This is a genomic window from Micromonospora sp. WMMC273 (genome assembly GCF_027460285.1).
GTDB lineage: Bacteria > Actinomycetota > Actinomycetes > Mycobacteriales > Micromonosporaceae > Micromonospora > Micromonospora aurantiaca.
In genome coordinates this window covers 5,999,221-6,018,287 of record NZ_JAPZBE010000001.1, presented here as the reverse complement: position 1 = coordinate 6,018,287, position 19,067 = coordinate 5,999,221, and the positions used below count along the sequence as shown (strand labels likewise).

Annotated in this window: 17 protein-coding genes; 4 read left to right on the top strand and 13 right to left on the bottom strand. The window is 72.0% G+C overall.

Translation table 11 applies throughout. The annotated features are described in order from the left end of the window. From O7611_RS27960 to O7611_RS27950, 3 genes are all read left to right on the top strand, one after another. A complete protein-coding gene (locus tag O7611_RS27960; RefSeq protein WP_269697838.1) occupies positions 1 to 1,251 on the top strand; it encodes a glycosyltransferase family 4 protein in 1,251 nt (416 codons plus the stop codon). Between the two features lie 65 nt (positions 1,252 to 1,316). Beyond that, entirely contained in the window at positions 1,317 to 1,601 is a 285-nt protein-coding gene (locus O7611_RS27955) for a type II toxin-antitoxin system Phd/YefM family antitoxin (RefSeq protein ID WP_194800358.1), read from the top strand. Beyond that, entirely contained in the window at positions 1,598 to 1,990 is a 393-nt protein-coding gene (locus O7611_RS27950; RefSeq protein WP_194800359.1) for a type II toxin-antitoxin system VapC family toxin, read from the top strand. Before O7611_RS27955 ends, O7611_RS27950 begins: the two co-directional genes overlap by 4 nt. A gap of 12 nt (positions 1,991 to 2,002) precedes the next feature. On the opposite strand, the gene O7611_RS27945 is transcribed toward O7611_RS27950, so the two are convergent. From O7611_RS27945 to O7611_RS27930, 4 genes are all read right to left on the bottom strand, one after another. Next, complete coding sequence (locus O7611_RS27945; RefSeq protein WP_194800360.1) at positions 2,003 to 2,725, bottom strand: CDP-alcohol phosphatidyltransferase family protein; 723 nt, start codon at positions 2,723 to 2,725, stop codon at positions 2,003 to 2,005. Then, a complete protein-coding gene (locus O7611_RS27940; RefSeq protein ID WP_269697837.1) occupies positions 2,700 to 3,767 on the bottom strand; it encodes an iron-containing alcohol dehydrogenase family protein in 1,068 nt (355 codons plus the stop codon). The genes O7611_RS27945 and O7611_RS27940 overlap by 26 nt, the downstream gene beginning before the upstream one ends. Beyond that, positions 3,755 to 4,486 carry a phosphocholine cytidylyltransferase family protein gene (locus O7611_RS27935; RefSeq protein WP_269698176.1) on the bottom strand — a complete coding sequence of 244 codons (732 nt, stop codon included), beginning with the start codon at positions 4,484 to 4,486 and terminating at the stop codon, positions 3,755 to 3,757. Before O7611_RS27935 ends, O7611_RS27940 begins: the two co-directional genes overlap by 13 nt. A gap of 70 nt (positions 4,487 to 4,556) precedes the next feature. Beyond that, on the bottom strand, positions 4,557 to 5,012 hold the full coding sequence (locus O7611_RS27930) for an NUDIX domain-containing protein (protein WP_269697836.1): 456 nt from the start codon (positions 5,010 to 5,012) through the stop codon (positions 4,557 to 4,559). 112 nt (positions 5,013 to 5,124) lie between these two features. Here O7611_RS27930 and O7611_RS27925 point away from each other — a divergent pair, with 112 nt between their 5' ends. Beyond that, on the top strand, positions 5,125 to 5,517 hold the full coding sequence (locus tag O7611_RS27925) for a CBS domain-containing protein (protein ID WP_135242510.1): 393 nt from the start codon (positions 5,125 to 5,127) through the stop codon (positions 5,515 to 5,517). 98 nt (positions 5,518 to 5,615) lie between these two features. Here the strand turns inward: O7611_RS27925 and O7611_RS27920 are convergent, their stop codons facing one another. From O7611_RS27920 to O7611_RS27880, 9 genes are all read right to left on the bottom strand, one after another. Further along, positions 5,616 to 8,702 (bottom strand): malectin domain-containing carbohydrate-binding protein, encoded by a 3,087-nt coding sequence (locus O7611_RS27920; RefSeq protein WP_442929375.1) that lies wholly within the window; start codon positions 8,700 to 8,702, stop codon positions 5,616 to 5,618. 188 nt (positions 8,703 to 8,890) lie between these two features. Beyond that, complete coding sequence (locus O7611_RS27915) at positions 8,891 to 9,934, bottom strand: glycoside hydrolase family 26 protein (protein ID WP_194800364.1); 1,044 nt, start codon at positions 9,932 to 9,934, stop codon at positions 8,891 to 8,893. A gap of 144 nt (positions 9,935 to 10,078) precedes the next feature. After that, the gene (locus O7611_RS27910) at positions 10,079 to 11,008 is read right to left on the bottom strand and encodes a sulfotransferase family protein (protein WP_194800365.1); all 930 of its coding nucleotides are present in this window, start codon (positions 11,006 to 11,008) and stop codon (positions 10,079 to 10,081) included. Positions 11,009 to 11,036: 28 nt separating this feature from the next. Further along, positions 11,037 to 12,650 carry an oligosaccharide flippase family protein gene (locus O7611_RS27905; protein WP_194800366.1) on the bottom strand — a complete coding sequence of 538 codons (1,614 nt, stop codon included), beginning with the start codon at positions 12,648 to 12,650 and terminating at the stop codon, positions 11,037 to 11,039. Next, positions 12,617 to 13,480 (bottom strand): sulfotransferase family protein, encoded by an 864-nt coding sequence (locus tag O7611_RS27900; protein ID WP_013477472.1) that lies wholly within the window; start codon positions 13,478 to 13,480, stop codon positions 12,617 to 12,619. The genes O7611_RS27905 and O7611_RS27900 overlap by 34 nt, the downstream gene beginning before the upstream one ends. Before the next feature lie 16 nt (positions 13,481 to 13,496). Beyond that, a complete protein-coding gene (locus O7611_RS27895) occupies positions 13,497 to 14,702 on the bottom strand; it encodes a hypothetical protein (protein WP_269697834.1) in 1,206 nt (401 codons plus the stop codon). After that, the gene (locus O7611_RS27890; RefSeq protein WP_194800369.1) at positions 14,702 to 16,186 is read right to left on the bottom strand and encodes an O-antigen ligase family protein; all 1,485 of its coding nucleotides are present in this window, start codon (positions 16,184 to 16,186) and stop codon (positions 14,702 to 14,704) included. The genes O7611_RS27895 and O7611_RS27890 overlap by 1 nt, the downstream gene beginning before the upstream one ends. Continuing rightward, positions 16,183 to 17,190 (bottom strand): DUF3048 domain-containing protein, encoded by a 1,008-nt coding sequence (locus O7611_RS27885; protein ID WP_194800370.1) that lies wholly within the window; start codon positions 17,188 to 17,190, stop codon positions 16,183 to 16,185. The genes O7611_RS27890 and O7611_RS27885 overlap by 4 nt, the downstream gene beginning before the upstream one ends. Beyond that, a complete protein-coding gene (locus O7611_RS27880) occupies positions 17,187 to 19,019 on the bottom strand; it encodes a Wzz/FepE/Etk N-terminal domain-containing protein (RefSeq protein WP_269697833.1) in 1,833 nt (610 codons plus the stop codon). Before O7611_RS27880 ends, O7611_RS27885 begins: the two co-directional genes overlap by 4 nt. Between the last annotated feature and the right edge of the window lie 48 nt (positions 19,020 to 19,067).

Sequence of the window (19,067 nt, the reverse complement as noted above, 5' to 3'; positions counted from 1 at the left end):
GTGAGAATCGTGGTGGCGCACAACCGGTACCGGGAAGCCCAGCCCTCCGGCGAGAACACCATCGTCGACGCGGAGATCGCCCAGCTCACCGCCGCCGGCGTGGAGGTGCTGCCGTTCCTGCGCAGCTCGGACGAGATCCCGTCGATGTCCAAGCCGGCCAAGGCGCTGCTGCCGATCTCGCCGATCTGGGCGCCGAAGGCCCAGCACGACCTCGACCGCCTGCTGACCGAGCATCGGCCGGACGCGTTGCACCTGCACAACCCGTACCCTCTGCTCTCGCCCTGGGTGGTGCGGACCGCGCACAGGCGCGGGGTGCCGGTGGTGCAGACGGTGCACAACTACCGGCAGGTCTGTTCCTCGGGCCTGTACTTCCGCGACGGCGTGATCTGCCAGGACTGCCGGGGCCGGGCGCTGGGTGTGCCGGCGATCGTGCACCGCTGCTACCGCAACTCCCGGGCGCAGAGCGCGCTGATGGCCACCACGCTCGCCGTGCACCGCCCGACCTGGAAGTCGGTGGACCGGTACATCGCGCTCACCACGGCGGTCGCTGATCATCTGCGCGACTACGGCATTTCGGACGCTCGGATCGTGGTCAAGCCGAACGCGGTGCCCGACCCGGGCACCCCGGCGCCGGCCGGGAACGGTTTCCTCTTCATGGGGCGGCTCAGCCCGGAGAAGGGCCTGGACCTGCTGCTCTCGGCGTGGCGGCGGCACCCGGTGGGCGCGCTCGGCCCGCTGCGCATCGCCGGTGACGGCGAGCTGCGTCCGCTCGCCGAGGCGGCCGCCGCCGAACGGCCCGACGTGCACTACCTGGGCCAGCTCGACCGCTCCGGGGTACGCGCGGTGCTGGCCGACAGCTCCGTGGTGCTGGCCACCTCCACCTGGCACGACGTGCTGCCCACGGTGATCATCGAGGCGCTGGCGTCCGGGCGGCCGGTGCTCGGCACCGCACTCGGCGGCATCCCGTACCTGGTGGGCGCGGACGGCCCGCGCGAGCCCGCCGGCACCGGCCCGGCCGAGGTGGCCACCGCGGCGCCGGGCGACGGGCGGGTCGCGTTGCCGGCCGGGGTGCAGCGCGGCGAAGCCGGCTGGGTGGTGGCGCCGGAGGTGGACGCGCTGGCCGCAGCGTTGCCGCTGGCCGCCGCCGAGGCGGGAATGCTCGCCGGTCCGGCCCGGTCCCGCTACGAGCGCACCTTCCACCCCGACGTGATCACCAAGCGCCTGATCGACATCTACGCCTCGCTCACCTGAGCGTCGGTCGGTGCGGCCGGCTTGTAGGTACAATCGCGCTGTTGTCGGCACAAGGGAGGTGCGTGGTGAGCACCGTGTCCGTGCGCGAGTTCTCCTACAACCCCAGCGCGATGTTCGCCCGGGTGGAACAGGGCGAGACGATCGAGGTCACGCGGCACGGCAGCGTGATCGCCGTGCTGCTGCCGGGTTCGGGGACGCTGGGCAGGTACGCGTCCCTGGTGGCGAAAGGGGTGATCCGCCTCAAGGCGACCACCACGAGCGACATCGACCGGCTGGCCCGCTACGACGTGCCGCCCGACGTGTCGCCCCTCGAGCTGCTGTTGGCCGACCGCGAGGACGACGAGCGGTGATCTATCTGGACTCGTCCGCCCTGATCACTCTGATCGCCGGCCGTACCTACGTGACGGAACTTCAGGAGTTCCTGGCGAGCCGGGCGGGCATGCCGATGGGAACCAGCTCAGTCGGATTCGTCGAGACGGTACGCACCCTCGACCGGATCGGCGACTACCCGGACGCCATGCAGATGCTGGTACGGAACTTCACCGAGATCCTGGTGACCGAGGAGGTCCGTGATTCGGCGGCTGCCCTGCCCGCCGGCATCCGGACGCTGGACGCGCTACACGTGGCGAGTGCCCAGGCCCTCGGAGATGCGCTCGACACGCTGGTCACATACGACAAGCGGATGTCGGACGTCGCAGTCTCGGTGGGCTTACCGGTCGCGGCTCCCGGCACGGACTAGGTCTCCCGCACCTCAGCGCAGGGAGGCGCGGGCGGAGAAGGCGATGCTCGCCAGCAGGAAGCCGCCGTTGACGACGGTGAACGCCACCATCACCCAGAACGCCAGCGCGGGCGCGAAGGCCAGCACCAGACCGGCCACGAAGATCACCGCGCCGTAGTCGCGGACCAGCTTCACGAGGCGTACCGGGAACGAGGTCGAGGTGACCATGCTGGCCGCGTTCGGCCCCGACTGCATCACCGAGGTCACCAGGTTGACCATCCAGGTGCCCGCGAACACCGCCACCAGCCACACCGGCGTGGACGGGCGCTGCGCCACGGCTGTCGCGCCGATGGCAGCCACCAGCGCGATCTGGGCGGCCACGTCGCAGAGTACGTCGATCCGGGCACCGGCCGCGCTGCCCTGACCGGTCACCCGGGCGAGCTGCCCGTCGGCGCAGTCCAGCGCGTACGCGATCTGCCACGCGACCAGCGCGAACAGCCCCACTGTCCAGGCCGGTACGGTGCCGGCGGCCACGTCGTCGGCGAGCGCCACCACGGTGACCGAGGCGGCCAGCCCCAGCACCAGGTTGGTCAGCGTCAACGCGGTCGGGCGCAACCCCAGGCGCTGGGCGGCAAGCGCGAAGGCCGCCCCGATCCACTGGCTGATCGACTCGCTGAACAGGCCGCCTCCCCGGTTGACCCGGTGGAAGTCGGCGACGGTGGGGCGGGGCTCAGCCAATGTGGTCGCGGAGGGCACCGGCGTAGTCTGCCAGCCGCTCCCGCGTCTCGGTAGACGACATCGTGAGGTGTTCGAGGATGGTGTAGCGGTCCGGCCGGGTGGCCGGCGCGAACTGCACCGCCTCGACGAACTGGTCGTCGGTCAGCTCGACCTCGGCGGGCAGCCGGGGCAGCCCGTGCCGGGTCAGGCAGGCCGCCATCTCGGCGAACCGGCGCTCGTCGCCGCGCAGGTACGTGCAGAACAGCGCACCGAGCCCGGCCAGTTCGCCGTGCGAGGCGGTGCCGGGGAAGAGCGCGTCGATCGCGTGCATGATCTCGTGGCAGCCGCCGCTGCACGGCCGGCTGGTGCCCTCGATCGCCATCGCCAGGCCACTGGAGATCAGTGCCTCGGCCAGGACGGTCACGAACGCGTCGTCGCTCATGTCGCCCGGGTGGTTCAGCACCGCCTCCGCGCCGGCCCGGGCCAGCGAGGCGGCCAGCCCGTCGACGCGCTCGCCGCGTACCTGGCGGGCGAGATCCCAGTCCGCCAGGGCGCTGATGTTGCTCACCACGTCGCCGATGCCGGCCCGGTTGTGCCGTTCCGGCCCGGCCTCCACGAAGTCCAGATCCACGATCACCGCGATCGGGATGTGCACGCCGTAGGAGCCCTTCAGGCCCTCGGTGATCAGGCTCGCCACCGGGGAGGCGATGCCGTCGTTCGCCAGCGCGGTCGCCACCGAGACCATCGGCAGACCGCGCCGGGTCGCGGCGTACTTGGCCACGTCGATCGTCTTGCCGCCGCCGATGCCGACGACCGCGTCGTACGACCGGGTGCGCAGCTTCGCCCCCAGGTCGTCGGCGGCGTCGAGCGTGCCCCCGGCGACCGTGAACACGTCGGCCGAGCGCAGCGACGGCCGGATCAGCTCGGCGATCCGCTCGCCCTGCCCCGGCCCGACCACCACGGCGACGTCGCCGCCGGCGGAGATCCGCCCGTCGGAGAGGATCGCCGCCAGGTCGGCCACCGCGCCCCGCCGCACGTCGATGTGCAGTGGGGTGAGGACGCTGCGGGCTAGTAGCGGCACGCGATCTCCCGGGCCCGGGCCAGATCGGCGTGGTTGTCGACCTCGACCCAGGAGACGTCACCGATCGGGGCCGCCCGCACCTCGCCGCCGCGCTCCGCGAACTCCTGGTAGCCGTCCTCGTAGTAGAGGTTCGGGTCGCGCCGCCAGGTCGCCTCCAGCGCGTCCGCGAGCGGCACCGCCACCTGCGGCTCGATCAGCGTCGCGCCGATGTACTCGCCGTACGCCTCGCCCGGGTCCATCAGCTTGGTGATGCGGGTGAGCTGGCCGGCGGCGTCGAAGGTGGTCTTCATCTCCTCCTCGGCCAGCGGCTTGAGCGTGTCCACGGCGAGCAGGATGCTTGGGCCGCGCTCGGCCAGCAGCGTCTTCTCCACGCTCACCGGGTGCACGGTGTCGCCGTTTACGAGCAGCACACCACGGGAGAAGTGCTCCCGCGCCAGCCAGAGCGAGTACGCGTTGTTCCACTCCTCGGCCTTGTCGTTGTGGACCAGCGTGATCGTGACGCCGTACTTCTCCTCCAGGGCGGCCTGGCGCTGCCGCACCGCGTCGGCCGCGTAGCCGACCACGATCACGACCTCGTTCAGCCCCACCTCGGCGAGGTTGCGCAGCGCGATGTCGAGGATGGTGGTCTCCCCGTCGACCGGCACCAGGGCCTTGGGCAGGGTGTCGGTGTACGGCCGCAGCCGGCGCCCCGCTCCCGCGGCGAGCACCATCCCGATCATGCCGACACGCTCCTCTTCTCGACCCGATTCCACCCGGCGAGGATATCGCCGGGCGCGGAGCGGCAGTGGTTCAGCCCGTCAGACCGATCGAGCGCAGCGCGGCGAAGCCGTCCTCAGCGATCCGCCGGATCAGCCCGTCGTTGACGTCCCGGTGCTCGTCGAGCAGCGCGATCTCCGACTCCGCCAGCCAGCGGAACTCGGTGTGCTTGCCGACCTCCAGCCGGGGCCGGCTGAGGTCGCCGTCCACCCGGATCAGGAAGTCGGTCTCCACCCGGGTCAGCCCGTCGTCGGCGGTGTAGCGGTATTCCCCGACCAGGCCGAGCACGTGCGACACGGCCCAGCCGGTCTCCTCGGTGACCTCCCGGCGCAGCGCGTCGTCGATCTCCTCGCCCGGTTCGAGGTGGCCGCCGACGATGTCCCAGCAGTTCGGGAAGAGGCGTCGGTCGGGGGATCGGCGTTGGATGAAGATGCAGCCGTCGTCGTCGACGATCAGCGCGCCGGCGCAGCGGAGGGGCTCGGTGGGCACCCTCCGACAGTAGCCATCCGGGCCGTCTCCGGCGATGCCCGTTCTTGTCCCGGTACGCATCGATGGCCCACCATGTCCGTACTCAGTCGCCGTCCCACAGGGGTGATGTGTGATGCAGGTACGGGAAGCGATGTCCAGCGAGGTACTGGTGGTCGGGCCGGAGCACACGCTCCGGCAGGCGGCCCGGATGATGTCGGCCCGCGGTGTCGGGTCGGCGGTCGTGATCGACCCGGACTCCGAGGGAGTGGGGATCATGACCGAACGCGATGTGCTGAAGGCGATCGGCGCCGGGCTCGACCCGGATGTCGAGCGCACCGGGGCGCACCTGACCTGGGACGTCGTCTACGCCGGCCCGGACTGGACGATCGAGGAGGCAGCCGCGGCGATGGCCCGCGGCGGGTTCCGTCACCTGGTCGTGCTCGACGGCCGGGAGGTGGCGGGAGTGATCTCGGTACGGGACCTGATGCGGGTCTGGGCGGGTGAGCACGCGCCGACCCGTACCTGATGTGGTCCGGCGCGAGCGGCGCCGGAGAAAGGGCGATGGCCCGGCCGATATCGGCCGGGCCATCGTCGTATCTGTTCCGTTTCGGTCGTGCCCGCCCGTCAGGGGCCGACGAAGACCGAGGTGCCGCGCCAGTCCACGTCGTCGACGCTCGGACCGCTGCGCACCGTGGCGGAGCCGGTCGGCACGCCGTCGGACCACGCCATCGTGGACAGGTTGCCGGTGCTCCGGGAGACGACGTAGAGCGTGTCGCCGTCCAGGAACAGGCCGCCCGCGTCGGCGAAGGCGGTGGTGCCGGTGACCGTGTTGCGCTCGGCGCCGACGGTGCCGGTGTCCGGCGTGAAGCCGCGCCAGAACAGCGTGCTCTGACCGGCCAGCGAGTAGTAGATCCGGCCGCTGGAGTAGAACATCGCGGTCACGTTCGGCAGCTCCGCGGAGAAGTTGCCGGTCATGCCGGCGTAGGTGGAGCCCTCCGGCGCGGAGCCGGTGACGACCAGGTCCCACTTGGCGTCGTGGTACGGGTCCAGCTTCTTCGGGGTGCCGAACTCGCTGCCGTCGAACGAGCGCTTGTAGAGGTCGCCGCCGACGCCGTAGAACAGGTCACCGCCGACCCAGAACGCGCCCTTGATGTTCGACCAGCCGGTGTTGTCGCCGTTCGGCACCGACATCGCGTTGCCGACCGAGGTGGCGCCGTCGTACGTCCGCTTGGTGATGCTGTCGACGGTGGTGGCCGGCGGCACCGGGGGCAGCTTGACGATCTCGATGCCCTGCACCAGCGGGTTCTCCAGGACGCGACCGAAGTCGATGTCGATGTTGCCGTCACTGGTGATCGGGAACGCCCGCATGGTGCCCCGGTTGGTGGCGCCGATCGCGGCGATCGGGTCGAAGTTGCTCAGCTTGACCACGCCGTCGATCGACACGTTGAACTTGCGCTTGCCGGCGGTGGCGGTGCCGGACCAGCGGTTGGCCAGGTAGAGGCGCACCTGCACCGGCGTGCCGGCCGGGACCGAGAAGTCCCACTGCATGTCCGGCGCGGGCGACTCGTCCCACCGCTCCGCGTTGAACAGCTCGACCGGTGTACCCGACGGCACCGTGCCGTCGAGCGTGGCGTTCGTGGTGTAGCTGGTCACCTGGTTGCCGGCGTTGTGGTAGGTGCTCGGCGCGGCGGCGGTGTCCGCGGCCCAGGCCGGGCCGCTCGGCGCGGCGAGCTGGTCGCCGCCCGCGTTGACCCGGTAGAGCACGTCGGAGGCGTCCGGCGTGGGCGCGGTCTTCACGATCTCGATGCCGTGCAGCAGCGGGTTCTGCAGCACCCGGCCGAAGTCGATGTCGACGACGCCGTCGCTGACCACCGAGATGGACTGCATGGTGCCGCGGTCGGTTCCGCCCGCGGCGACGACCGGGTCGAAGTCGTTCAGCTTGAGGACGCCGTCGATGCTGACGTCGAACTTGCGGGCACCCGGCTTGCTCGTGCCGGACCAGCGGTTGGCCATGTAGATCCGGACGTCGACCCGGGTGCCTGCGGCGACCGGGATGTCCCACTGCATGTCCGGCGCGGTCGCCTCGTCCCACCGCTCGGTGTTGAACAGCGTGGCCGGCGTGCTCGCCGGCACGGTGGGGTCGAACGTCGCGTTCGTGGTGTAGCTGGTGACCTGGTTGCCCGTGTTGTGGTACGGGCTGGGCTCGGTGGCGCTGTCGGCGGCCCAGTCCGGTCCGCCGTCGGTCGCCGGGATGGCCGGACCGCCGGCGTTGACCCGGTAGAGCACCTCGGTCTGCGCCGCGCGGCCGGCCTGGTAGACGTTGCCCGGCAGACCCTTCGTGCTGGTCGAGTGCGGGGTGCTGCCCCCGTCCAGCGGGAAGAAGGCGATCCGCTTGCGCTGGTAGTCGAAGTTGCCGATGTACTCCTGGTCGCTGCCGAGCCAGAGGCCCTCCTGGGTCACCAGCATCTCGGTGACGCCGTAGCCGCGCGGGTGGCGGCCCGGGTTCCAGGACAGCGGCAGGCCGCTCACCGGGTCGAGCGCGGCGATGCTGGCCCGCGGCACCGCGCCCGGTCCGGCCTTGTCGCGGGCGAGCGGGTTGTTCGACCAGCGGAAGTGGCCGCCGACGTAGATGGCCTTCTCGCTGATGCCGACCGAGAGGAAGGTGTCGCCGCCGCTGAAGTTCGTCCAGGTCGGCTTCTGGCCGGCGCCGGTGGCGGAGGTCTCCCAGCGGGCGGCGGAGTCGCAGAGCGTGCCCGGGTACGACGCGCCGGTGGTGACCACCACGAAGTACTTGCTGTCCGGGGAGAACTGGACGTCGCGCACCCACGAGTCGAACGCGGTGTACTTGCAGGCCGCGGAGTAGCCGTCGGTGTTCCAGTCGGCGACGGTCGCGGAGCTCTCACCGAGGTTGATCCGCACGATCTGGTCGTGCACGACGCCGTCGGCCTTCTTGAAGTTGCCGATCACCACGAGGTGCTTGCCGTCGGGGGAGACGGAGAGCTTCTCCACGCCGACACCGGCCGAGGCGCCGTTGTTGGTCGGGGTCCAGTTGTGGTTCTCGGTCAGCGCCACGGTGAGGTATTCGTCCACCGCGCCGGTGGTCGGGTTCAGCGAGGCCAGCCCGTTGCGGTTGATCGTCGCGGTCGCCGTGGTGAAGATGCCGCCGACCAGCAGGTGACCGTCGACGAGCGCGATGTCGTTCACCGTGCCGTTGAACGCCGGGCCCTTGAACCCCTCGACGGGGGTGCCGTCGGCGACGTTCAGCAGCACCAGCTTGCGGAAGTTCTTGTCGCCGACCTTGTTGAACTTGCCGGCGACGTACACCGTGCCGGGGGTCGGTCCGGCGATGATCGCGGTGACGTCGTTGTCCAGCACCGGCGCGAACGCGTTGTCGATCTTGCCGGTCGCCTTGTCGAAGGCGAGCAGTCCGCGGCGGTCGACCGGGGTGGGTGAGGAGCCCCGGTTCTGCGCGTTTGTGAACGAGCCGCCGACGATCACCTTGCTGCCGGCGTCGTGGATGGCCACGACGTTGCCGTCGTTGATGTTCGGCGTCTTGTCCGAGGGCACCTCGCCGACCAACGTGCTGTGGTCGGGCGCGGGCGCCGCCGCCGGTGCGGCCAGCGCCGGCACCGGTGTGAACAAGGTGGCGATGCCGAGCACGGCAGCGCCGAATGCGGACACCGAGCGGTGTCTCAGGATCGAGGAAGCCACAGGCTACTCCGGGGGGAAACGTCGGAGGCGCTGCGATCGTGGTCGGTGCCGACATGAGGCGGGGCGTCACTCGACCGACCGCAGACGTGAGAGCAATACCTTCTCGCATTCGGCCGTCGCCCGTCCACCCGGGTTCGGCCTTTTTGGCCGAGGAAAGGGCCCGGGTCACACGAAAAGACGAGCGACTATCAGTCCCCGGACACGGAGGGTGTTCCTGAGGAAACGCTCAGGTCGGGCATCGGTGGCTGGAAGTACGGATCGGTCGCCATCTCCCGGAAGACCTGCTCGCTCTCCGGGTCGTTGCCGAACGTGCTGTCGTAGATGGGCTTCTCCGTCTGCCGGGCCGCGAAGTAGACCGCCGCCTTGATCTGCGGGTGCTTCTTCAGGTACGGCCCGACCTCGCGCATCCATTCGGCCCGCTGGCCCGGCCGCCCCTCCTGGGTCAGGCCGTACTCGCCGATGATGACCGGTCGCGGGTGCTTCTTGGCGAACGCCATGAAGTGGTCCATCCGGTTGGAGAAGCTGTTCCACTCCGGACTGGGATAGACGTCCGCGCAGAGCCAGTCGACCTGGTCGTCGCCCGGGTAGTAGGCGGCGGCCCGGCGCTGCGGCTCGGCGAACCCGTCCGCGTGCGGGCACCACACCCAGCCCGCGTTGGTGACGCCCATCTCGGCGAAGATGCCGCGGACGTGCTTCCAGGCGGCGACGTAGTCCTCCGGCGAGTGCATGCTCGCGGCCAGGTTCGGCCGGTCCATCTCCCACCGGTAGCGCAGCAGCACCGGAACGCCGAACTCCTTGACGTCCTTCGCGCGTTCCCGGATCAGCGCGTCGTAGACGCCGCTGACTGTGGACCGGGTGTCGGTGCCCTGCCACGAGATCATCTGGAGCTTGCCCCGGGACTGGAACAACTTCTCGGTGGCGCTCGGGAACGGCTCGTTCCACTCGTGGAACATGTGCGCGATGGTGAGATTGCCGCCGGCCGCCTGGTTGAACGCGTCGAACGCCGCGGCCCGCCCGCTGGCGTTGTGGTACTGCGGCTTGACCCAGGTGCCGAGCCAGGCCCCCTTCTCCGGCGGCTCCGGCCCCCATCCGGTGGTGCGGACCGGAGCGGTCCGCGGTGTCACAGTCGGCGGGGGCGGCACCGCCGTCGCCGTCTCGTCGGATCGCTCCGAGCCGATGTCACAGGCCGCCACGGCCGGGGCCAGGAAGGCCAGGCCCAACACGGCAGCCATCGTCAGTCGTAACCGTCGTACCACCGCAACCTCTCCCCAGGACGGTCGCCGGCCACGGTATGGGGGCCCTGACGGATCCGCGTGGGCGGAGAGGCACGCCGGGCCGGGCGGGCGACCCCTGGCACTCTACCTGTGACGCGGCGCTCAGGCGGGGTAGCCGAGTCGCGTCAGCAGCGGCCCGGCCTGAGTCATCACGTCGGCCAGATCCTTTTCGGTCAGTCGCTGCCGCCAGCGGCCCACCGAACCCGGCCGCGCCTTGGCGAAGCGGGCGTGCAGCGCCTCCCGTCCGGCCGGGTCACCGACCTCCAGGAAGTCGGCCACGACCTCGGCCGCCTCGGCCGGGCGGGTGACGACGTCCTCGTACCGCAGGTGCCTCACCCGCTCGGCGGGCAGCTCGGCGAGCTGGGTCAGCGCGCTGCTGGTGAACCGCCGCCACATCCAGGCCGACCGGCCCAGGTCGGAGACCTGCGTGAACTCCTCGCGCCGCTCCGGCTCCACCCAGAACCGGGGCGCGGCGCCCCACGGCGTACCGCCCCGGCCGCTGCGGCCGGTACCGGTGGACGCGGCGTTCAGCCAGGGCTGCTCGGCGTGCGACACCGCTACGTCCCGCCCGTCCCGGTAGACGTGCAGGAAGACCGCGTCCGGGAAGACCTCGGTCAGGAACGGCACGATGAAGCAGTTCTCCGGGTCCTTCTCGGCGAACCGCAGTCCGCCGTGCCCGGACGCGGCGAGCAGCGCGCCGTAGTAGCCGCGGAAGTAGCGGGCCGCCCGCTGCGGCGTCCAGCTTCCCTCGTAGACACAGCGCGCGACGGCCTTCGTCAGGCGCGGCTCGAAGTGGTACGACACGTCCGGCAGCGCGCCGACGCAACTGCCGAGGAACGTGGTGCCGGAGCGCGGGGCGCCCAGGATGAAGATCGGACGCTCCACCTTCAGGGTGAGCCGGCGGCCGCCCCCCTCGACCGGCCGTTCCAGCTCGCGGCGTTCCTTGCGGTCCGCCAGCAGACCGACCGCGGCGAGCTTCGCGGCCTTCACGGTGGACAGGCCGGAGTGCGGGGCGGGGGAGTCGCTTGTCATCGAAGGTCCCATCGGTGCGCAGGATCGGTCAGGACTGGGCGGCCGGGTCCGCCCCGGCCCGGTTACGGCCACGGCGCAGGGACCGCAGCGCGTCGAGGTTCAGGGTGCGCCGCCAGCGCCAGACCCCCGCCGCGTACGCGACCAGCCCGGCGACCGTCACCAGTGCGAGCACGAGCGAACCGGCACCGAGCAGCGTCGCCACGCCGAGCGGCAGGCCCAGCGTCACGACGGCGAGCGCCATCGCGGCCCGGGTACCGGCGCCGAACGGGTGCAGCCGCATCGACCACCAGAGCTGGGTCAGCGGCACCAGGTTGGTGACCAGGATGGAGACGGTCCAGGCCAGGGCCGCGCCGAGGATGCCGTAACGCGGGATGAGCACCACGTTGCCGACCACGTTGAGGACGGTGCCGGTCATCGCGTTGTAGAACGTCCACGCGGTGCGCCCGGCCATGTTGAGCACCATGTCGACCATGCCGCACCCGGTGGCCAGCAGCATGGTCAGCGCCAGCAGCACCACGACCCGGCGGCCGTCGCCGTACCCGGATCCGAACAGCGCCAGCATCGGCGTGGCGAACGCCGCGAAGATCAGGTACGCGGGCCAGGAGAGGATCACGAGCCAGCCGGTGGCGACCTGGTAGAGCTGACCTGCCTCGGCCCGGTCGTTACGGGCGAACGCGGCGGCCAGCCGGTGCTGCACCGAGCTGGACAGCGCGACGCTGGAGAGCTGACCCAGCGCCAGGAACCGGGTCGCGGCCGTGTAGATCGCCGCGTCGGCCGGGCCGCGCAACGCGCTGAGCAGCACGATGTCGAGCCGCTGCACCACGATCGCGGCCAGGCTGCTGACCGCACGGGGCCCGGTGAAGCGCCAGAACGGTCCGGCCAGCTCACGCGCCGGCACCGGCCGGGTCACCTGCCGCCCGGCCCGGCCGACCAGCCGGCTCAGCCAGAACAGCGCGACCACCGCGGCGATCAGGTACGGCACCACCCAGGCCAGCGGCAGCGCGACGGTGGCGGACAGCCCGAGCCAGGCGGCCACCGCGACGGCCAGGAACTGCACCAGCGTGCGGCCGAGCCGCTCCACGGTCAGCAGCGGGCGCATCTGGCCGAAGCCGCGGCAGGCGGCGAGCGCGTAGTCGTTGAGCGCGGCCAGCGGCACGAACGCCAGCAGGATGCGCAGCGCGGTCACCGCCTCCGGCCCGGCCTCCGGCATGGTGGCCCGGGCCAGGGCCGGCGCGGCCAGCCAGCCGGCCAGCCCGAGCAGCGTGCCGACCACGAGCACCGGCAGCAACCCGACCAGGATGGTGCCCCGGATCTGGTCGCGCCGGTCGAGGGTGCGCTGGCGGCTGACGAAGTAGACGGTGCCGACGTCGGTGCCGAGCCGCGCCGCCGACGCGGCGATCATGAACGCGCTGGTGGCGGCGAAGAACATGCCCGCCTCGCGGACCGACCAGCCGCGGGCGATGACGATGTTCAGGCCGAAGCCGGCAACCGCGGCAAGCCCGACCCCGACCAGGTTGGCGAAGCCCTGCCGGGCCGCGCCGCCCAGCCCCGCGCCCGGCCCGGGGGGTGGTGCGGTGAGCGTCGGGGTGCCGCCGGCGTCCGCCCGCGTCACCGCCGCCACGACGGCACGCGTCCCCACCACGTCGCCAGCCGCTCGTCGTACGGCGCGAAGTGGTCCTCCAGCCGGGTCCGCAGCTCCGCCGACATGGGCGAACGGGACCGGGAGTTGTGCTTGCCGAACGCGATGTCCGCCCAGCGGGGCAGCCCGAGGAAGTCGCACACCGCGTCGAAGGAGGGACGCGGGTCGGCGAAGAAGTCGTCGCTGTCGATGACGTGCATGCGGTCCCGGCCGACCAGCGCCTCCAGGCGCTCCAGCTGCTCGATGTAGCGGCCCCGGGCCAGGTACGCGTTGTGCTGGAGGTGCTCGCTGGCGTACGACGCGGAGCTGATCATCCGCTCCCGCTCGCCCGCCGTACGGGACTCCTCCAGCGCGAGCGCCCGCTCGAAGTCCGCCTCGGTCTCGTAACCCCGGGCCAGCTCGTGCGAGTGCGCGGAGTAGGCGCGCTCCACCGGGTCACGCAGCAGCACCAGCAGCTTCACCGAGGGCAGGTCCCGGGCGATGCGCTGCCCGGCCAGCGGGTGGAACATGTAGTACGGGCTGGACTCGCCGGTGATCCCGCGTACCCCGATCTGTGCCTTCACCGCCTCGGCCTTGCCGGTGGTGGGGAAGTGCCCGAGGTACCAGCTCATCCCCCGGTGGTAGTCCATGTCGAAGTAGTGCACGCCCTTGTGGTACGCGGGCGGCAGCACACCGGGATGCTGCGACAGCGTCTTGAACAGCGAGGTGGTGCCGCAGCGCTGCGCCCCCACGATCAGGAATCCCGGCACCATCCGCGAACCGGCGGTCAGCCGGCCGACCGTCCGGCTCACCGACTTCACCGCGCGGAGCGCCTGCTCCTTGGCCAGCGTCACGTCCCCACTCCTCAACTCAGCCGGCCCGGCGGGCCAGGTGTTCCTCGACGGCGGGCAGCAGCCAGGTGTCGACGTGCCCCAGTCGCGCACCCGCCTCCGCCTGCCGGTCCCGCAGGTAGCGCGCCGCCAGCTCCACCAGGTAGAGCACGGCGACCAGATCGGCGCCCCCACCGGTCTGGTCGAACGGCGCCAGGGTGGCCCCGGCGCCGGCGATCAGTGCGCGGGCTGCCTCGACCGGTTCCACCCCGTCGTGGCTCATCGCGCCCTGCACCGCCAGGTGCAGCGCGTCGTACCCGGCCGGCACGTCCGCCTCGAACCGTTCCCAGTCCCAGACCAGCACCCGGCCGTCGGCCAGCACCGCGCTGTTGCCGCCGTTCCAGTCCCCGTGCCAGGCGCCGAAGGCCACCACCGGGTCGGCGTCCGCGACGGACTTCAGCGCCGCGCGCAGCCGCCCGGCCTCCGGCCGGGGCCCGAGCGCGTCCACCGCGGCGGTGAGCCGGGCCGCGTGCCCGCTTGCCGCCCACGACTGCCGGCGTACGCCGAGACAGCCCGCGACCGTCACCATCGCGTCGCGTTCGGCCGCCTCCGCGGCGGCGGGAGCGGCCCGGGGCAGCCGCACCGGCAGCGCCTCCTGCACCAGCAGCGCGTGGCCGTGCCAGTCGCCGTGGTGGCGTACCCCGGCCAGCACCACCGGGCCGAGCGGCACCTCGGCGAGGCGGCGCAGCGCGTCCGCCTCGGCGTGCACCAGCGCGCGGGTCAGCGGGTCGACGCCGAGCTTGGCGTACCCGAGGGCCCGTCCGTCCGGGGCGAGCAGTTGCAGCACCGGCTTGCGGTTCGCCCGGGCCGGCCCGATGTGCAGGCTCACCAGCGCCGGCTCGCCGAGCACCTCGGTCAGGTACGCGTCCAGCCCGCCGCCGTCGACCACCAGCCGGTCGCGGAACACCAGTGGGCCCAGCCCGAGCCGGAACGCGGTGGACAGCCCTTGCCGGACCAGCTTGGCCTTGCGGCCGACCGCCTCGGTGGAGTGCCGGACCGCGCTCGCCGCCGCCCGGCCCGAGCCGGTCGGCACGAGCAGCCGGGGGCGGGACGCCGAGGGCACCACCACCCAGCCGGCGCCGCCGCGGCGCAGGCTGGGCTCGGCCGGCGCGGGCCAGATCAGCCCGGCCAGTTCACCGAGGTACGCGGCACGGCCGTCGCCGTCCGGGGGTACGCGGAACACCATCAGCTGTCACCGGTCTTTTCCAGTCGGGCCCGTAGCCCGGCGATCGTGCCCTGGGGTGGCGCCGGCGCGAGCGACCGGCGTATCCGGTCGTTGCGGGCCAGCAGGGCGACAGTGATCAGGGCGTAGGCGAGTGTCGCTTCCATCGCACCGTAGGTGAACTGGAAGAAGAGCATGAGGATGAGCACCAGCGTGCCGGCGATGCCGACCGCGCTGTGGTCGCGGCGGTAGCGCCAGATGCAGTAGATGAAGAAGGCGTTGTAGCAGATCGCCCCGACCCAGCCCTGCCCGACGAGCAGCGCCCAGACCTGGCCGTTGCTGCCGAGTTCCCGGTTGCCGCACTGCTTGCAGTCCTCGGACTTGCCGATGGCGATGGACCGGTTGCTGCCGATCAGCGCCCGGTTGCCGCCGTACCCGAGGATCGGCGAATGGTTTGCCGCGGTGACCGCGCCCTGGGACAGCGTGGTCCGGATGTCGTCGCTGTGGCCGTTCTGGAGGCGTTCGTCGAAGGTGCGGCCGAGCGGTGTGGCGACGATCAGCACCCCGATCAGCCCGACCGCCAGGGCGAGCCCGCCGAGCACCACCATCCGGCCGCGCAGCGCGAGCCGCAGCGCGACGTACGCGGCGGCGATGCCGAGACCGATCCAGAGGCCCCGGTTCAGCGAGTAGACGATCGGGAAGATCGCCGCCAGGGCGATCGCCACGCCCGCGGTACGGCGCATCGGCTTGCCCAGCACGACCCAGCCGACGATCAGCCAGACCAGCAGGATGGCGGTGTTCTGGCCCCACGAGTTCGTGTAGGTGAACGGCGCGGACGGGCGGGGCGAGCTGGCCTCCCCCTCGATCACCTGCTGCACCTGGGCGAACTTGATCTCCATGAGCGAGGTGACGTACGGGTGGCCGGCGATCGACTGGGGCAGGACGAAACGCAGCGGCGCGACGAACGTGAGGTTCGGGTACAGCGAGCCGATCCAGCCGCCCAGCACCACGACCACGCCCATGAACCCGAACAGGCGGACCATCCGGCGCTGGGACAGCTCCCGCTCCCGCAGGTTGTAGACGTAGAGCATGGTCACCGTCATGGCGACGTAGTTGGCGAGCCGGATGCCCCAGCCGATGTACTTGCCGCTGCCGCCCGGGGGCAGCGTGTTCGGCGCGGTGAGGTCGAGGGTGAGCACGGACAGGAACACCCAGAGCAGCAGGACCATCCAGATCCCGAAGCCGGGCGGCACCCGGATCGGGCCCCGCTTGCGCATCTGCACCACCATCGGCACCGCGAAGATGACGAAGACGAAGCTCGACACGCCGAGCACCCACCACAGCGGGTACAGCAGGAAGACCGAGATCAGCGGCCATGCCGTCGGCAGCCGCCACGACCAGCTCTCCGGCCGTACCGTCACCGTCCGCAGGCGGTTCCCGTCCGGAGGCGACACCGCCCCGACCGGAACCGTCCCGCGCGCGGTGCGGGGCGGGGTGGCGGTGCTCATTTCACGGTGACCTTGGCGGTGGTCGGCGCGTAGATCACCCACGCGTTGCCGGGCCGGGGGTGCAGGAGGTCGCCGCCGGTGTCGGCGAGCGTGCAGACCATGCTCAGGCCGGGCTTGCGCCACCGGCCCTTCGCGCTGTTCGGCCCGGACACCGCGACCACGGCACCCTCACCGAAGACGTTCGCCGACGGCAGTGAGCGGGCCGACGGCTTACGCACCTCCAGCGTGCGGTACTCCATCGTCAGCACGATGACGGAGGCGGCGGTCACGGTGACCTTGCCGACCTTGCCGACCCAGACGGACTTGGCCTGGTCGTACCGCCAGACCATCGGCGGGCCGCCGGAGACGGTGACGGTGAGTTCGGTGGCCGGTGCGAGGTCGCGGACGGCGAGCGCGTCGCCCTCGCCGGCGTGGTCGATCGGCGGGGTGGGCGGCTGGCCGCCCTTCGGGGCGGCCTTGAGCAGCGCGGCGGTCGACGTGTAGTCGCCGGAGAAGACCTTGCTGTCGTCGTCGGGCGTCACGCCGTCGAGGTCGGAGTTCTCGAACTGGGTGAGGAAGCCGGTGGGGCCGCCGTCGTAGCCGACGAACGGGCGCAGCACGGCGAGCGACCGGATGTCGACCGGCCGGATCTCGGTGACCGGGCCGATCTTGGTGGCGTCCTTGGAGTGGAACACGGCGGTCAGGTGCAGCGTGTCGGACTCGGCGAACTCGGCGTAGACCAGGTCGGCGGCGTCCAGGCCGGCCGGGGTGGTCGCGGGGCTCACCCGCAGCGGCACGGCGACCGCCTGGCGGGTGGCAGCGGCCGGGGTGCTCACCGGCGCGCCGGTGAGCGGGCCGGTGGGCAGGGTCGGCGAGGCACTGGCCGCAGAAGGCGAGGCGGTGACGTCGCCGGGGTCCACCACCTGGACCTTGCCCGGCTTGGGCTCGGGCTCGCTGCACCCGGTACCGACGCCGAGGACGACGGCGGGGGCGATGGCGGCGCGGAGCATCTGCCGGCGGTTCACCCCAGGTCCTCGCCGGAGTCGAGGGCGTAGCTGCGGCCGTCGCCGTCACCCCGGGAGCGGTACGTGCCGCCGGTGCCGTTGAGCGGCACCGGCTTGCCCGGCATGCCCTGGTTGCCGGGGCTCGGCGGCGGGGTGGCCTTGCCCGGTGCCGGCTTCGCCGGGGCGGGGCGGGACGACTGCATGCGCGGCAGCACCATCGTCGACTCGGCGGACGGGCCGGGGCTCGGCCGGGGCTTGGGCCGGTTGGCCGGTGCCACCGGGGTGCTCGGCGTGCTCGGCGTGCCCGAACCGCCCGAGGACGCCGGCCGGGCGGCGCCGGCCGGCTGGGCGGCCAGGCGCGGGGCCAGCACGGCACCGATCACCGGTGCGTTCACCTGCTCGAACTGCTGCAGGGCGGCGGTGATCTCGCCGCTGCGGGTCTTGCCCGCCTCGGCCACCATGATCACGGCGTCGACGTACCGGCCCAGGGCCTGGGCCTCCACGGCGAAGGTGGGCTGCGCGGTCTCGATGATCACGTGGTCGAAGCGCGCGGACAGCTCGTGCAGGATCTCCAGCAGACCGGCGACCGGCAGCTCGACCTCCGCGTCCAGGTCGCCCGGCACCAGCACCCGGAGCTGGCCCAGCCCCGGGACCGGCGCGAGCGCCTTGAGCGGGGGTACGTCGCGGCGCAGCACGGACGCCAGGTTGTGCCGGCCCTCGGCCACGCCGGTGATGGCGCCCACCGTCGAGTCGGGCTTGGTGGTGATCAGCGCGACCTGCTGGCCGGTACGGGCGTACGCGGCGGCGAGGTTGGCGGCGACGAACCCGGCGGCGGAGCCGGCCGAGGCGTCGCAGAGCAGCAGCTGGCGGCCGCGTCCGCCCTGTGCCGGCTCGGGCACGGCGGACAGCAGCACGTTCCGCAGCCGGCCCAGCTCGCGGGAGACCCGGTGGGTGGCCGGCAGGACGGCCAGCGACGGCGTCCGCGACGGCAGCTCCACGAGCAGCGGCAGGCCGACCCGGTCGGAGATGTCACGACCGCGCCGGATCCGGGTGTCGAGCCGGTCCAGCACCAGCGCCAGCACGATGCCGAGCAGCAGGCCCGCGCCCATGCCGCTGGCGAGGTTGAGCGTGCGGTTCGGCGAGCTGGGCGAGTCGGGCAGCCGGGCGTCGGAGATGATCTCGCCCGGGTCGGAGCCGGCCGACACCAGCGGGCTGAGACGGTTGTTCAGGCCGGTGATCTGGTTGGTCAGGACGCTCCGCTCGGCCTCGGCCCGCTCCCGCTCGGGCGAGTTCGACGGCGCCGCCGCGATCCGCCCGGCGACCGCGCTGAGCTGCTTGTTCAGTTCGGCGATCTGCTGCTTGAGCGCGTTCGTCTCGTTCTCCAGCGTCTTCTGCGCGGTGGCCTTGCGCAGGTCCAGGTACGCCTGGGCGAACGCGTGCGAGCCCGACTGGGCGCCCTCGGGGCTGTTCGTCTCGTAGACCACCTGGAGGATCTGGCTGTTCGGCGGCACCTTGACGGTCACCGACTTGACGAGCTGGTCGGCCCCGGTGTCGACCTTCATCAGCGCCTTGGCCCGCTCGGCCACGACCAGGGAACGGACCACCTGGGCCTCGGTGTCGAGGTTGACCTTGGTGTTGGGGTTGCTCTCCGCGCCCGAGCCGAGCGGGCGCACCAGCAGCGACGTGGTCGAGGTGTAGCGCGCCTCCTGGATCTGGTTCAGCACGAGCCCACCGCCCAGCCCGAGGACCGCGGCGAGCAGCAGGATCCACCAGCGGCGGCGCAGCCAGCCCAGGTAGGCCATCAGGGCAAGACCGTCGGCGTCGCTCTCGGCCAAATGGGGTGAGGGCATCAGAGTCTGTCGCTCCCTTTCGACCGAGCCGGGCAGTCCACGGCACAG

Bases quoted from the DNA above. Each gene is read 5' to 3' on its own strand.
- O7611_RS27895 (WP_269697834.1), bottom strand. From the start codon at position 14,702: ATGGTGTTCCGCGTACCCCCGGACGGCGACGGCCGTGCCGCGTACCTC.
- O7611_RS27910 (WP_194800365.1), bottom strand. From the start codon at position 11,008: ATGACAAGCGACTCCCCCGCCCCGCACTCCGGCCTGTCCACCGTGAAG.
- O7611_RS27880 (WP_269697833.1), bottom strand. From the start codon at position 19,019: ATGCCCTCACCCCATTTGGCCGAGAGCGACGCCGACGGTCTTGCCCTG.
- O7611_RS27925 (WP_135242510.1), top strand. From the start codon at position 5,125: ATGCAGGTACGGGAAGCGATGTCCAGCGAGGTACTGGTGGTCGGGCCG.
- O7611_RS27915 (WP_194800364.1), bottom strand. From the start codon at position 9,934: ATGGCTGCCGTGTTGGGCCTGGCCTTCCTGGCCCCGGCCGTGGCGGCC.
- O7611_RS27890 (WP_194800369.1), bottom strand. From the start codon at position 16,186: ATGAGCACCGCCACCCCGCCCCGCACCGCGCGCGGGACGGTTCCGGTC.
- O7611_RS27935 (WP_269698176.1), bottom strand. From the start codon at position 4,486: ATGATCGGGATGGTGCTCGCCGCGGGAGCGGGGCGCCGGCTGCGGCCG.